This is a genomic window from Ochrobactrum sp. AP1BH01-1 (assembly GCF_018066705.1).
Lineage (GTDB): Bacteria > Pseudomonadota > Alphaproteobacteria > Rhizobiales > Rhizobiaceae > Brucella.
This window is the reverse complement of record NZ_JAGPOU010000002.1, coordinates 176,869-190,451: the sequence shown is the minus strand read 5'-3', so window position 1 is coordinate 190,451 and position 13,583 is coordinate 176,869. Positions and strand designations below refer to the sequence as shown.

Genomic DNA, 13,583 nt, shown 5'->3' with positions numbered 1-13,583 from the left:
AAAAACCAACAGCCTGAAATAATTGTCGCGAGATCGACTTTAACGCGCTATGCAATCCAAGGCTCAGGGCCTAAACCGGATTCTGTATCGTGCCGCAATCAGCAAATTTTCGTGCAAGTATTTTCATGCTTCTCGCCATGGGGACCTTTACCATCGGCGATACGATTACAAAATACCTCCTGACCGAGATGAATAGCGGGCAGTATATGCTGGTCCGCGGCATATTCGCGACGGCGCTGATCGGTTTGCTGGCCTGGCGCCACGGGGCGTTGCGTAATCTTTCGCTGGAAAGAATGACGATCCTGCGGGTTGTAGGCGAAGTCGTCGCGACGATCACCTATATTTATTCGCTCGGCCATCTTTCCCAGGCATTCTGTTCTGCCGTCTTTCAGGCAACGCCGCTTGTCGTGACGCTTGGGGCAGCGCTCTTCCTGAAGGAGAAAGTGGGCTGGCGCCGCTGGTGCTGTATTCTTGTCGGTCTGGTGGGCGTCCTCATTATCATCCGGCCTGGAACGGATGGCGCTGCAAGTCTAACCGCTGTCGCGGTGCTTCTTGCCAGCGTCTGTTTTGCTGCGACGCGAGACATTGCCACGCGCCGCGTGCCGGCGCACGTACCTACCCTCTATCTGTCGACATTGACGGCTGGCGCCATAACACTGACAGGCGGCGCGCTGACAGTTCCAATGGGAGGATGGCAATCGCTCGGAATTACAGCAGTCGGCGCGATGGCCATTGCCGCTGTTCTTCTTCTCGTTGGCTATCATTTCATCATTCTGGCCATGCGCGAGGGCGAAGTTTCGTTCGTTTCGCCGTTCCGCTATTCCAGCCTTCTCTGGGCGATCGGCCTCAGCACTTTGATCTTCGGCGAAGCGCCCGACATGCACACGATCATCGGGTCGGTTCTGGTGGTGGGAAGCGGCGTCTACATGGTCTACCGCGAAAACGTGCTGAAAAAGCGGGAACGCAACAAGAGTACGCTTGCGACGATCCCCACCGGCGTGGAGCCCTCATGATTGCAGGGGCCATCATCGCCGGCGGGCTTTCCAGCCGCATGCAGGAAGGTGGCGTTGCGGGTGACAAGTTCCTCCAACCGCTCGATAACGCCAGCTCTGTGATTGCGCACGTCATCAGGCGGATCAAACCGCAGGTCGAAACTCTCGTCGTCAACGCGAACAGCGATGATCCCCGTCTAGCCGATCTCGGCTTCCCGGTCATAAAAGACCGGCCCTCAAAACATGGCGGTCCGCTGGTTGGCATCCTGACGGCGCTGATGCACGCGCGAGAGTCGCGCCTTCTTTTGACGACGGCAGCGGACACGCCATTCCTGCCCCCCGATCTCACAAGCCGCCTTCTTTCGCGTCGCGATCAAACCGGAGCGCGCATCATCCTCGCCAGCTCGCTTGAACGAATCCATCCGATTTTCGGCCTGTGGGAAACCGGGTTGGCGGATGAGTTGTCCGTCTGGCTCTCCGACACCGACAGGGCGAGCGTCCTTGCATTCGCAGAGCACATAGGTTTTGAGACAGTCGATTTTCCGATTGCCTTCGCTGGCGATGGCACGGAAACATACGATCCGTTCTTCAACATCAACCGGCCCGACGATCTCACCGTGGCCCGAAAACTGGCTGGAGCGATGGAATGAACCAGAAGCTTTTTGGCATTACCGGCTGGAAAAACTCCGGCAAGACAACAATGACCGAACGCCTGGTTACGTGCCTTACTGCACGCGGATATCGTATCGCCACAATCAAGCACGCCCATCATAACTTCGACATCGACCATGAAGGAACCGATTCCTGGCGGCATCGAAAGGCCGGAGCGGCGGAAGTGGCTATCGTTTCATCGCAACGCTACGCGATCATGCATGAAAGTCTCGGTGAAGCGGAACCTTCCCTTTGGGATATCGCCGCCAAGCTGGCGCCTTGCGATCTGGTTCTGGTCGAAGGCTATAAGTATGAAACGCACAAGAAAATCGAATTGCGCCGTCAAGGAAGCCATGAGGGGCCATCGCTTTCCACCAATGACCCGACGATCGTCGCCATTGCCAGCGATCAACCTCACCCCGGGGAAAACGTACCCGTCTTTCGCATCGACGATATCGAGAAAATAGCCGATTTTATCGAGCGGGAGATGGCTATCTGAACACCTCCCTAAAATTGATCCCTACAATAGTGATTTCTATCGTAGTTTGAGAAAAGCATGCAGAAACCACCGAGAAATCCCCTTTCACGACACACAATTTAATTACTCGAACCATCTTGCCAATCGTCTGAAAATGGTGGGAATATCGTCGGCGGTTGGGATGGTGGAGGCGGAAGCGCGAAAAAATATTGCGCATGATCGGCTCAACCATCTATTGGTAGTGACAGGGGGAATCCGCTACCAGACGTGCAATTTAAAGTTACACGGTAGCGGCTACCCCTAAAGCGGCTGAACCAGAAGAAATAATCAGGGAACCAGCCAGAACAAACGAGAGGACTGAAAATGCGCGTATTTAAGCGTATCGCTACTGCAGCATCAGTTGCAGCACTGGCCATCACGATCGGCAGCATGGCTGCTGGCGTTGCAAATGCGGAAGAGCCGCTCAAGCTCAAGATCGGCACCGAAGGCGCCTATCCTCCCTTTAATTTCATCAATCCGGACGGCACCCTCTCCGGCTTCGATGTCGATATCGCCAAGGCGCTCTGCGAGGAAATGAAAGCCGAGTGCGAATTTGTGACCCAGGAATGGGACGGCGCTATTCCCGCGCTTCAGGCGGGCAAGTTCGACGCCTTCATTGCGTCCATGTCCATCACGGACGAGCGCAAGAAGCAGGTCGACTTCTCCAATAAATATTACAACACGCCTCCCGGTATTGCTGCTCCAAAGGACACCGACATCAAGGGCGTGACCAAGGAAGACCTCGCCGGCAAGACCATTGGCGTTCAGGTTTCCACCACACATTCCAACTATTCGGAAAAGACCTTTACCGACAGCACGATCAAGGCCTATCCAACAGCGGAAGAATATCGCCTCGATCTCGCCAACGGCCGTCTCGATGCAGTTAACGACGACAGCGTGACCCTCGCCCAATGGCTGAAGTCCCCTGATGGCGCCTGCTGCAAGATGGTCGGCACCTTCCCCCCTGTGATCGAAATTCACGGGCCGGGCGCTGGTGTTGCCTTCAAGAAAGGCCGTCCGGAGCTGGTTGAGAAGTTCAACGCAGCAATCAAGGCGATCCGCGCGAACGGCAAGTACAAGGAAGTCAACGACAAGTACTTCGACTTCGACGCTTATGGCGCCGAAAACTGATCAGTACTGACACCTATGCGCCGGTTTGCGTTTCTGCAAATCGGCGCAAAATTTGTATGGGCATGCTGCACAAGCCTAGCCGGGCAACACCCAGCAGGCGATAAAAACACAGGCAAATGCCTTCAGGAAAAAGAATAGGCGCATGGAACATTACGCCACTTTGTTGAGTTTCGGCCCCGATGGCTGGGGCATCAGTATTGCCTGGGGACTTCTGGTAACAATCTCTCTGGCTCTTGCGACACTTCCCGTCGGTCTCGCACTTGGATTTCTGGTTGCTGTGGGCAAACAGTCCAGCGAACCATCAATACGGCTTGCAGCGAACATCTACACGACGATTTTTCGTGGTTTGCCTGAGCTTCTCACCCTCTTTCTCGTTTATTTCGGCGCCTCGCTCGGGCTGCAGCGGCTTTTGAGCCTGTTCGGTGTCGACGCCAATGTCGAAATCAATGCATTCGGCGCAGGTATGGTCGCGTTGGGCTTCGTCTTCTCGTCCTATTCGAGCGAAGTCTTCCTTTCGGCATTTCGAGCCATCCCGCGCGGGCAATATGAAGGAGGGTACGCAGTCGGCCTGTCGCACTGGCAGACAATGCGCAAGGTCATCCTGCCGCAGCTGATCCGCATCGCCCTGCCCGGTCTTGCCAATCTGTGGCTGGTGCTTCTCAAGGACACATCGCTAGTTTCGGTCATCACCCTGTCCGATATTCTGCGCCAGACTTCCATTGCGGCGCGCGTGACCAAGGAACCGTTTCTGTTCTTCGGCATAGCCTGCCTGCTCTATCTGGCTCTCGCAATCATCTCCTCCTACTTTATCGACCGCATTGCCCGCTGGGCCGATGCAGGCACCAACCGTTCGCGAGGTGCATGATATGAGCCAGACTATCTCAAATACGACAGCACCGGTGATGGCCCCGCCGCCAGTGGTAAGGCAATGGACGCGAATGCGCGTTGCAGGTCATATCATTGTCGCTCTCTGGTTCCTGCTTTTCGCTGGCCTTGCGATCTATCTCTACAATGCGTGGCGTATCGATCTGTTTGAAACCTACGGACCGCGCTACTGGTCCGGGCTTCTGATAACGCTCAAACTGGTCGCCATATCGATCGTGATAGGCGCCCTGCTCTCGCTGCCGATCACGGCTGCGCGTATGTCCAACAATCGGTGGCTGCGCGGAATCGCTTTCGGCTATGTCTATTTCTTCCGCGGTACGCCGCTGCTGGCGCAGACATTCCTTATCTATTACGGTTTTGGCACCTTCCGTCCGTTTCTTGAAAGCATCGGGCTCTGGGTGTTTTTCCGCGATGCATGGAATTGTGCAATTTTGGCCTTTTCGCTCAACACGGCGGCTTATCAGGCTGAAATTCTGCGCGGCGCTATTCAAAGCGTTGCCCTTGGTCAATGGGAAGGCGCAGCGGCACTGGGCATTTCCAAGCGCGTGACCTTCTGGAAGGTCATTCTTCCGCAAGCGCTTATCGTGGCGTTGCGTCCTTACGGCAACGAAATCATCCTGATGATCAAGGGATCGGCGATTGTGGCTATCATCACCGTGCTTGATCTGATGGGCGAAACACGCCGCGCCTATTCGCGGACATTCGATTTCCAGACCTATCTCTGGGCAGCAGTCATTTATCTGGTGATCGTTGAATGTCTGCGGCACGTCTGGGATTTTCTCGAACGGCGCCTCACCCGGCATCTGGTTCGATAAGATTTCCAAAACGGCATAAACCTGAAATATCGCCCTCGGCAGCCTTGCGGCTTCCGGGGGCGATCTGTTTAAAATGCGTTTCCAACAGTAATGTAACAGGCTGAGTCATGCTGAAAATCTGGGGCCGTATCAATTCCACAAATGTGAAGAAGGCGCTCTGGATAGCGCGCGAACTTAATCTCGACTATGAACAGATCAATGTCGGCGGCCAGTTTGGTGGATTGCAGGACCCAACTTATCTCGCCCGCAATCCGAATGGGTTGATTCCCTTGCTGGAAGACGGCGACACGTTGCTTTGGGAATCCAACACCATCACGCGTTATCTTGCAGCGGCTTACGGTAAGGGCGCGCTGTGGATCGAAGACCCGGCCAAGCGTGCGCAGGCCGAAAAGTGGATGGATTGGGCCTCTACGGCCCTCGCATCCAATTTCAGCGACGTAATCAAGCATTTGATCCGGCTGCCGGAAGCCGAACGCGATCCGGCAACTCTGGAACGTGGTCTCCAACAGCTTGCTCATTCCATGCAGATCGCCGATGAAGGTCTCAAGGATGGCCCCTGGTTCTCGGGCGAGAATTTCGGTATCGGCGATATTCCGATCGGTTGCTATGCCTATGCCTGGTTCGAGTTCCCGATTGAACGCCCTTCTCTTCCGCGGCTGGAAGACTGGTATGAGCGTTTGAAACAGCGTCCGGCCTATCAAGCAGCCGTTATGACGCCTCTCACATGATTGCTTACATCTATCCAGAGGAATGAACGAATGACGACACCCGCTAAAGTCGCCTTTTTGGGGTTGGGTGTCATGGGTTATCCCATGGCAGGACATCTCAGGAACAAAGGCGGTCACGACGTCACGGTTTATAACCGCACGACGGCGAAGACCGAAAAATGGGCAAAGCAATTCGGTGGCAGCTTTGCCTCAACGCCTGCCGAAGCAGTGCGCGATGCCGACTTCGTTTTCGCCTGTGTAGGCAATGATGACGATCTTCGTTCTGTGACTATTGGGCCGGATGGCGCTTTCTCGACCATGAAGAAGGACGCGATTTTCATCGACAATACCACCGCTTCTGCCGAGGTCGCCCGCGAACTGGACGTTGATGCGCGAAAGCGGGGCTTTCATTTCATCGATGCGCCCGTCTCCGGCGGGCAGGCTGGCGCCGAAAACGGTGTGCTGACGGTCATGGTCGGCGCACCAGAGGCAGTCTTCGAACGCGCGAAGCCGGTTATCGATGCTTATGCGCGCATGGTCGGCCTTATGGGCCCGGTCGGCTCAGGCCAGCTTGCGAAGATGGTCAACCAGATCTGCATCGCCGGCCTGGTTCAAGGATTGGCGGAAGGTATCCATTTCGGCAAAAAGGCCGGTCTCGACATCGAAAAGCTGATCTCGGTAATCTCCAAGGGTGCGGCTGGTTCCTGGCAGATGGAAAACCGTTCCGGCACCATGAACCAGGGCAAATACGAATTCGGCTTTGCGGTCGACTGGATGCGCAAGGATCTGGGCATCTGCCTTGAAGAAGCGGACCGCAATGGCGCGCTTCTGCCGGTTACGGCGCTTGTAGACCAGTTCTACAAGGAAGTTCAGAAGATCGGCGGCAACCGCTGGGACACATCTTCCTTGCTTGCGCGACTTGAACAGTCCTGAAACAAGCAGCCAACAAAAAAGCCCGGCAACGCCGGGCTTTTCCTTGTCTCATACGTCAAGCTTAGAACTTGACCTTGGCAGTGAGCGAAAGCGCACCAACGAAATCATTTCCGAATTCGCCCTTAGAGCCGGTCTTGTTCAGCTCACCATTGATTCTGGTATCGTCCAGTTCACCGGAAGAAAGCCAGCCAGCAGCACCAGCCAGACGGACCTCAAACTGATCGTTGGGCTTGTAGTTAGTGCCAAGACCGAAGAGCCAGATGTCGGTCTGAGAAGTCAGGCCTGTGCTGGTGCCACGATCCCAGGTGACAGTCGCAGCAGCCGACCATTGGTCGTTGAACTTGTGACCAACGCCGCCGCTAACCGTCCAGCCATCCTGATAGTAAAGGTTCAGGCTGGTGATCTTCGTTCCCTGAGGAACGATCCTGCTATCCGCGGAACTGAAATCCACCGAGGTGATGCTCGACCAGTCGGTCCATTTGACAGAACCGAATGCGAGCCAGTCTGGAGCAATACCGGTCTGGAACTTGAATTCCACCGACTGCGGCGTAGCAACATCACTCTCGACATTAATCGGCATACCACGGCCCGTCAGCGGGTTAAGCGCCAGATTATCGATCGTTCCTTCGAGGTTATACTTGACTTCCGACTGATAAACGAGCGTTGCGCGCATCGCATATTCAGGGATTTCGTAGGCCGCACCAAGACGCCAACCGACTGACTGATCCTCAACATCCAGCGACGCCACGCGGAACGAGCCGCCAAATGCAGAACCCGGAGGAATCATGCGGGTCTGTTCACCCTTGAGCTCCTGATAACTCACGCCACCAAGAATACGGAAATAGCTCTTCTCTCCGGCAGCGAAACGATAAGAACAGTTCACACCGTAATCGTTGGAGGAAATCTTCTGTTCGATTGCTGTGAACATTCGCACGGTATCGACGCCGACATCCGTCTCGATACCCCAAGGCTGGCGATACTGGGCCGCACAAGCGAGATCATTGGTAAGATCGAACTTAGCCGAAACTTTTGGAACCCAATAGCTCTTTGCTTCATCGACTTCCGTCTCGTACGGGCGACGCGTAATCGGGTTGATCCCCCCTGTCGACGCGCCCACCAACGAGCCGCCAATATTCTTCAGCTTGCGCTGCGGAGCTACAAAAGTGCCGGTTGCCTCAACGGCATTGCCTTGTTCAAAGAGAATATCGAAGTCCTGCGAGCCGCGCTCGAAGCCACCTGCATTGGCAGCAACCGCGCTTCCCAGGAAAGCGGCGACCATCCCTGCCATTTTCACGCGCTGTACACTCATAAATGTCCTCCCACACAGCAACGGCATTAACGTTGACGAAAACGTAAATCAGGAAGGATTCAGCCCGCAAGATGCATTAATTTGGACTGGCACTGCCTTCTTTCTGAAGCCCCCCTCAAAAAGGGCCAAAACTTCAATTGTGAAGCGATTTATTAGCGGAAATTGGCGACGCTCGTTGCAAATTACGCGTAAATTAGCCAATTTTCAGCCTCTTTTTCGCCTTGTTGCGAAAGCGCAACATTACTCAAAAACAATCGAAACGGCGGTTCGATCTGCTGTTGCATTGGTTGAAACAGACCGAAATTCACCTAACGCGCAGCAAAACACCCGGCAGCGGAATGCACTGCCGGGTGCTTGATTCGACCGAAATCTTATATTCTGACGCTAGGTCAATTCAGCCAGCATCACGGATGCGTGATTCGGCTGTCGCCACTCGTTGCGCGGCTTCCTTCAGTTCAGCCAGCCGCTCGCGCTCGGCTTCAACGACTTCCTCGCGCGCATTGGCAACGAATTTCTCATTCGAGAGCTTTTTCTCGATACGATCCATTTCGGCGGCAATCTTGCCAGCTTCCTTGGCGAGACGTGCAGCTTCGGCCTTGAGGTCGATCAGATTGCCAAGCGGTATGCAGATTGTCGCTTCGCCCAGCAGCATTTGAGCTGAGCCTTTTGGAGCCTGTGCCTCGAACGAAACGCTCTCGACACGCGCAAGACGCTTGATCGCTGCATCGTGACGGGCAAAACGGTCAATGCTCGCCGCATTGGCATCCAGCACGACAACAGGAGCAATCGCACCAGCGGGAACGTTCATTTCAGCGCGAACCGAACGGATGCCGGTGACGAGATCAACCAGCCAGTTGATGTCTGCGGCAGATTCCTCATCCTTGAACGACAATTCCGGCCAGGCGGCGAGCGCCAGCACGGTATCGCGCTTCCGTCCCTCACCTGCGGTCAGGGTCCAGAGTTCCTCCGTCATGAACGGCATGAAAGGATGCAGAAGCTTGTAAATCTGGTCGAGGCAATAGGCCGCCGTGGCTTGCGCTTCTGCCTTGGCAGCTTCATCGTCGCCCATGAAGATCGGCTTCAGCAATTCCAGATACCAGTCGCAGAACTGGTTCCAAACAAAGCGATAAGCAGCACCAGCCGCTTCGTTAAAGCGGTAATTGGCAATGCCTTCGGTCACCGCGTGCGTGGCCCTGGTCAGCTCGGTCAGAATCCAGCGATTGACGGCAAGCCTGGCGTTTTCCGGCTTGAAACCGGCGTCGAGCTTCACGCCATTCATCTGCGCAAAGCGCGTCGCATTCCAGAGCTTGGTGCCGAAATTGCGATAGCCTGCAATACGAGCCGGATCGAGCTTAACGTCACGACCCTGAGCGGCCATGATCGCAAGGGTGAACCGCAGCGCGTCCGCGCCGTATTCATCCATCAGCTCAAGCGGATCGATGACATTGCCCTTCGACTTCGACATCTTCGCGCCATGCTTGTCGCGGACCAGAGCATGCAGATAAACCGTATGGAACGGGATTTCCTCCATGAAATGGAGACCCATCATCATCATGCGGGCGACCCAGAAGAACAGGATATCAAAGCCCGTCACCAAAACGCTGGTTGGATAATAGGTCGCGAGTTCCGGCGTCTCGTCCGGCCAGCCGAGCGTGGAGAAGGGCCACAGCGCAGACGAGAACCACGTATCGAGAACGTCGGTATCACGCTCAAGCGCAACATCTTCGCCATAGTGAGCGCGCGCTGCCGCCTTGGCTTCGGCTTCGCTCTTTTCGACAAAACATTTGCCATCCGGGCCATACCAGGCCGGTATCTGGTGTCCCCACCAGAGCTGGCGCGAGACGCACCATGGCTGAATGTTTTCCATCCAGTCGAAATAGGTCTTTTCCCAGTTCTTCGGAACGATCTGCGTCGTGCCGTTGCGAACAGCGGCCATTGCCGGCTTGGCAAGTTCCGCCGCATTCACGTACCACTGGTCGGTCAGGTAGGGTTCGATCGGCACGCCGCCGCGATCACCATGCGGAACGGCATGGGTATGATCCTCGACCTTTTCCAGATAGCCGCGCTCGTCCATCAGTTCCACGATGCGCTTGCGAACCGCAAAGCGATCGTGGCCGTCCAGTTCGGCAATCAGGGCCTTCAGTTCCGGCGTGAGCTGCAGTCCTTCGAGGAAGTCGTTGTTGTCTTTCAGCGTGACGGCAGCCGCCGGCGTCAGGATATTGATCGCGCGCAGGTCATTGCGCTTGCCGACTTCAAAGTCGTTGAAGTCATGCGCAGGCGTGATCTTGACCGCGCCGGAACCAGCTTCCGGATCAGCATAGTCATCGGCAACAATCGGAATATGACGGCCAACGAGCGGCAAGACGACATCATTGCCGACAAGAGCGTGATAGCGCTCATCCTTCGGGTTGACCGCAACGCCGGTATCGCCCAGCATGGTTTCCGGGCGCGTCGTCGCAACGACGATATAAGTATGCGGATTTTCCGGATCGAATGGAACATTCTCCAGCGGATAACGGAAATGCCACAGATGGCCTTTCGTTTCACGCGATTCGACCTCAATGTCGGAAATTGCCGTCAGCAGCTTCGGGTCCCAGTTGACCAGCCGCTTGTCGCGATAAATGAGCCCCTGCTTGTAGAGCGAGACGAAAACTTCGAGAACCGCGCGCGACAGACCCTCGTCCATGGTGAAACGTTCGCGCGACCAATCGCACGAAGCACCAAGACGACGCAGCTGATTGGAAATCATGCCGCCTGATTCCGCCTTCCACTGCCAGATCCTTTCGATGAACTTCTCGCGTCCCATGGCGTGACGGTTTGGTTCCTGCCGTTCAGCCAACTGGCGTTCGACAACCATCTGCGTTGCAATACCCGCATGGTCCATGCCGGGCTGCCACAGCACGTTCTTGCCGCGCATGCGCTCGAAGCGAACCATGATGTCCTGAATCGTGTTGTTGAGCGCATGGCCCATATGCAGCGATCCGGTGACGTTGGGCGGGGGAATGACCACGGCAAAAGGATCGGCTCCTGGCTTAGCTCCTGCTCCCGCTTTAAATGCCCCCGCTTCTTCCCAGCGTTCGGCAATTTTCGGCTCTATGGCCGCGGCGTCATAAGTCTTCTCAAGCATGGAATTATCCGGTCTTTTTGCGCAATGAAAGGATTGAGCGCTCAATAACAACAAACGGGTGATAAATCACTTTAAAAGTGAAAACCCGCCTGCAAGACAGACGGGCTTTTGCATTCAAAGGCCGTTTTAGACAGGCAGTACGTCGATTATCGGTCGCCGCGCACCACGCGTTCGATTTCTTCCCGAACAAGCCGCTCAACAAGGGTGGGCAGATTGTTGTCGAGCCAGTCCTGCAACATCGGGCGCAACAGTTCCGCAGCGATATCGTCGAATGAACGGCGCGGCTCGGCCCGGACCACATGGTTCAAATCCTGAAATGCCGCGGCTACCTGACGTTCCGCCATCTGAGACAGCATATGGGCAGCAGGTTGCGGCTTTGCAACGGCTTCTGCGACAGAAGCGGCTGCCTCGGGCTGAACCGGAACGTCCGGCGCGGTTTCCGCCTCGGTTTCAGGCTCAAGCAAAGTGTCGACCGCCTGGGCGATTCCGGCTTCGACCGAAAGATCCATTTCTTCCAGAGAAATATCCAGTCCGTCCGGCTGCTGCGAAGACGCCGAATCCTCGAGGTCGGAATGATCGTCGTTCTCGGCATTGAGAACAATTTCGTCCTCGTCGTCGGCCTCGATTTCAGGTTCGTGCATTGCCGGTACCGGTTCGATCGGGCCGCGCAATGTCGGTTCATCCTGAAACACATTGCGCATCATTGAGGGCTTTTCCGGCTGCGCCACCGGTTGCTCAGTGACCGGACGGCGGAATTCCGCAACCTCACCCCGAGCCGGGGCGCTTGCCGACACCGGCGCGGGCTGGCGGGTGACATCGCTGTCCTCGATGATCCTGCGGATGGAAGCGAGAATCTCTTCCATCGACGGTTCACGTGCTGCGCTGGATGTCTGTGCCATGGCTAATCCGCTTTCCTGTATTGCGACATTGTCTGCAAAAGACAGAGAATCAATGGATTAAGGGTAGCGGACGATCCCCGGTTTGAGAATCCCTGGCCAATGCACACGCACTCAAACTCACAGCTTTATGGATTTGTTAAGAATTGACGAGGCCGCGAAATCCCGAATCGAAGGCAAAATAAAAGGCACCCGAAGGTGCCTTTCAATTCTTATCCGAGGGCACGATTAGCGGCCGTCTGGCGTACGCAGGCCGAACCATTTGTCCTTGACGGCATTGTAATGTTCTTCCGGCTTGTACTCGGCAACCTGCAGCCCCATCTGGCTGGCGGTCATGCGACCGGTCGCATTCAGGAGCGCGTAGCTGGCGACAACGACGTTGCGTTCGGATTCGACGAGAGCGATCTGCGCAGTGATGAGATCGTTCTGCGCATTCAACACGTCGAGCGTTGTGCGCTGCCCAACCTTACGTTCCTCGATGACGCCATCGAGAGCAAGCTGCGCGGCAGCAATACCGTCACGGTTGGCCTTGACCGAGGCACGGGCAGCTTCGAGCTGCGACCATGCCGCACCGATTGCCTGACGAACCTGATCACGAACCACATCGACTTCAATGCGCGCCTGACCAAGCTGCTCCTTGGACTGGCGAACCTGTGCCGAAGTACGGCCACCGGTATAGATAGGAATGCTTACACCAACGCCGATGGAAGCCGAATTGCCGTCGGTCTGCGAACCGCCTTCACCCGCGTAAGTGTCGAGGCGGCTGGCGCTTGCCGTGAGTCCGACGGAAGGAAGCAGAGCGCCTTCCTTGGCCTTTACGTTATATCCGGCGGCATTGACGGCGTACTGCGTCGCGAGAATGCCCGGATGGCCTGCAATCGCGATGGAGAATGCTTGATCCGGAGAGGCCGGCAGGTTTCTGGCAGCCGCAGCTGTTGCCAGCTTATCCGGCTGAACGCCGATCACCTGCACATAGGTCGCTTCGGCCGACTTCACGTCGGCGCGGGCAGAATTCAGCGCCGCAACAGCGGTCGAACGGCTGGCATCTGCCTGCGCAACGTCGGTACGCGTACCCTCACCCACGTCGAGGCGAGCGCGGGCGGCGCGGACCTGTTCATTCAGGGCAGCGAGATTGCGTTCGCGCAGAACCGCAATCTGACGCGCCTGATAGACATCCATATAGGCGGTTACCGCCTCATAGAGTCTGTTCTGCTCTTCGTTGCGGAGATTTTCGCGCTGGGCGAAGACCTGGGTTTCTGCAGCGGCGACGTTGTTTTTGGTTTGAAATCCGTCAAACAGCATCTGGTTCAGCTCAATGCCGAACGTACCTGTCGTACGATATCCCCGGCTTGAAGGTGTTTTGCCACGCCCGACATTATAGGAGCCGGTAATCTGCGGGCGATAGCCCGACTTCGCAATGGCTACGCCTTCGTCCGTAACGCGGACACCAGCGCGGGAATAATTCAGGTTGGCATTGTTCTTGTAGGCTTTTACGAGAGCGCCGGTCAACGTCTCCGAGAACGCTGCCTGCCCCGTTAAAATGGTGCCAGACAACAATGCTGCGGCCGCTACCAGTCCTTTGCACGTTTTGAACACCGGGTACCTCATTATAAGAACAAA

The 13,583-nt window shown here is 56.0% G+C and carries 12 protein-coding genes; 8 read left to right on the top strand and 4 right to left on the bottom strand.

Going from position 1 to position 13,583, the window contains the following annotated elements; all coding sequences use genetic code 11:
• Positions 1 to 125 precede the first annotated feature (125 nt).
• From J9800_RS06300 to J9800_RS06265, 8 genes are all read left to right on the top strand, one after another.
• Positions 126 to 1,013: a DMT family transporter gene (locus J9800_RS06300; protein ID WP_114215437.1), complete on the top strand. Its 888-nt coding sequence runs from the start codon at positions 126 to 128 to the stop codon at positions 1,011 to 1,013.
• Entirely contained in the window at positions 1,010 to 1,642 is a 633-nt protein-coding gene (gene mobA / locus J9800_RS06295) for a molybdenum cofactor guanylyltransferase (RefSeq protein ID WP_114215438.1), read from the top strand. The genes J9800_RS06300 and mobA overlap by 4 nt, the downstream gene beginning before the upstream one ends.
• On the top strand, positions 1,639 to 2,142 hold the full coding sequence (gene mobB, locus J9800_RS06290; RefSeq protein WP_210845670.1) for a molybdopterin-guanine dinucleotide biosynthesis protein B: 504 nt from the start codon (positions 1,639 to 1,641) through the stop codon (positions 2,140 to 2,142). The genes mobA and mobB overlap by 4 nt, the downstream gene beginning before the upstream one ends.
• Before the next feature lie 342 nt (positions 2,143 to 2,484).
• Entirely contained in the window at positions 2,485 to 3,291 is an 807-nt protein-coding gene (locus J9800_RS06285) for an ABC transporter substrate-binding protein (protein WP_112588157.1), read from the top strand.
• A 142-nt stretch (positions 3,292 to 3,433) separates the two neighbouring features.
• A complete protein-coding gene (locus J9800_RS06280; RefSeq protein WP_112588155.1) occupies positions 3,434 to 4,156 on the top strand; it encodes an ABC transporter permease in 723 nt (240 codons plus the stop codon).
• A 1-nt stretch (position 4,157) separates the two neighbouring features.
• Positions 4,158 to 4,991, top strand: a complete 834-nt coding sequence (locus J9800_RS06275; protein WP_114215440.1) for an ABC transporter permease — start codon at positions 4,158 to 4,160, stop codon at positions 4,989 to 4,991.
• Positions 4,992 to 5,098: 107 nt separating this feature from the next.
• On the top strand, positions 5,099 to 5,719 hold the full coding sequence (locus tag J9800_RS06270) for a glutathione S-transferase family protein (RefSeq protein ID WP_114215441.1): 621 nt from the start codon (positions 5,099 to 5,101) through the stop codon (positions 5,717 to 5,719).
• 30 nt (positions 5,720 to 5,749) lie between these two features.
• A complete protein-coding gene (locus J9800_RS06265; RefSeq protein ID WP_210845669.1) occupies positions 5,750 to 6,631 on the top strand; it encodes an NAD(P)-dependent oxidoreductase in 882 nt (293 codons plus the stop codon).
• A gap of 61 nt (positions 6,632 to 6,692) precedes the next feature.
• Here J9800_RS06265 and J9800_RS06260 read toward each other — a convergent pair whose 3' ends face one another.
• The 4 genes from J9800_RS06260 to J9800_RS06245 all read right to left on the bottom strand — a co-directional run bounded on the left by J9800_RS06260 (position 6,693) and on the right by J9800_RS06245 (position 13,571).
• Entirely contained in the window at positions 6,693 to 7,910 is a 1,218-nt protein-coding gene (locus tag J9800_RS06260; protein WP_286167509.1) for an OmpP1/FadL family transporter, read from the bottom strand.
• 424 nt (positions 7,911 to 8,334) lie between these two features.
• Positions 8,335 to 11,067 carry a valine--tRNA ligase gene (locus J9800_RS06255; protein WP_114215443.1) on the bottom strand — a complete coding sequence of 911 codons (2,733 nt, stop codon included), beginning with the start codon at positions 11,065 to 11,067 and terminating at the stop codon, positions 8,335 to 8,337.
• A 146-nt stretch (positions 11,068 to 11,213) separates the two neighbouring features.
• Entirely contained in the window at positions 11,214 to 11,966 is a 753-nt protein-coding gene (locus J9800_RS06250; protein WP_114215445.1) for a PopZ family protein, read from the bottom strand.
• 225 nt (positions 11,967 to 12,191) lie between these two features.
• Positions 12,192 to 13,571 (bottom strand): TolC family outer membrane protein, encoded by a 1,380-nt coding sequence (locus J9800_RS06245; protein WP_112588143.1) that lies wholly within the window; start codon positions 13,569 to 13,571, stop codon positions 12,192 to 12,194.
• Positions 13,572 to 13,583 lie beyond the last annotated feature (12 nt).

Coding starts and splice junctions, on each gene's coding strand:
- J9800_RS06300 (WP_114215437.1), top strand. CDS start 126: ATGCTTCTCGCCATGGGGACCTTTACCATCGGCGATACGATTACAAAA.
- mobA (WP_114215438.1), top strand. CDS start 1,010: ATGATTGCAGGGGCCATCATCGCCGGCGGGCTTTCCAGCCGCATGCAG.
- mobB (WP_210845670.1), top strand. CDS start 1,639: ATGAACCAGAAGCTTTTTGGCATTACCGGCTGGAAAAACTCCGGCAAG.
- J9800_RS06285 (WP_112588157.1), top strand. CDS start 2,485: ATGCGCGTATTTAAGCGTATCGCTACTGCAGCATCAGTTGCAGCACTG.
- J9800_RS06280 (WP_112588155.1), top strand. CDS start 3,434: ATGGAACATTACGCCACTTTGTTGAGTTTCGGCCCCGATGGCTGGGGC.
- J9800_RS06275 (WP_114215440.1), top strand. CDS start 4,158: ATGAGCCAGACTATCTCAAATACGACAGCACCGGTGATGGCCCCGCCG.
- J9800_RS06270 (WP_114215441.1), top strand. CDS start 5,099: ATGCTGAAAATCTGGGGCCGTATCAATTCCACAAATGTGAAGAAGGCG.
- J9800_RS06265 (WP_210845669.1), top strand. CDS start 5,750: ATGACGACACCCGCTAAAGTCGCCTTTTTGGGGTTGGGTGTCATGGGT.
- J9800_RS06260 (WP_286167509.1), bottom strand. CDS start 7,910: ATGGTCGCCGCTTTCCTGGGAAGCGCGGTTGCTGCCAATGCAGGTGGC.
- J9800_RS06255 (WP_114215443.1), bottom strand. CDS start 11,067: ATGCTTGAGAAGACTTATGACGCCGCGGCCATAGAGCCGAAAATTGCC.
- J9800_RS06250 (WP_114215445.1), bottom strand. CDS start 11,966: ATGGCACAGACATCCAGCGCAGCACGTGAACCGTCGATGGAAGAGATT.
- J9800_RS06245 (WP_112588143.1), bottom strand. CDS start 13,571: ATGAGGTACCCGGTGTTCAAAACGTGCAAAGGACTGGTAGCGGCCGCA.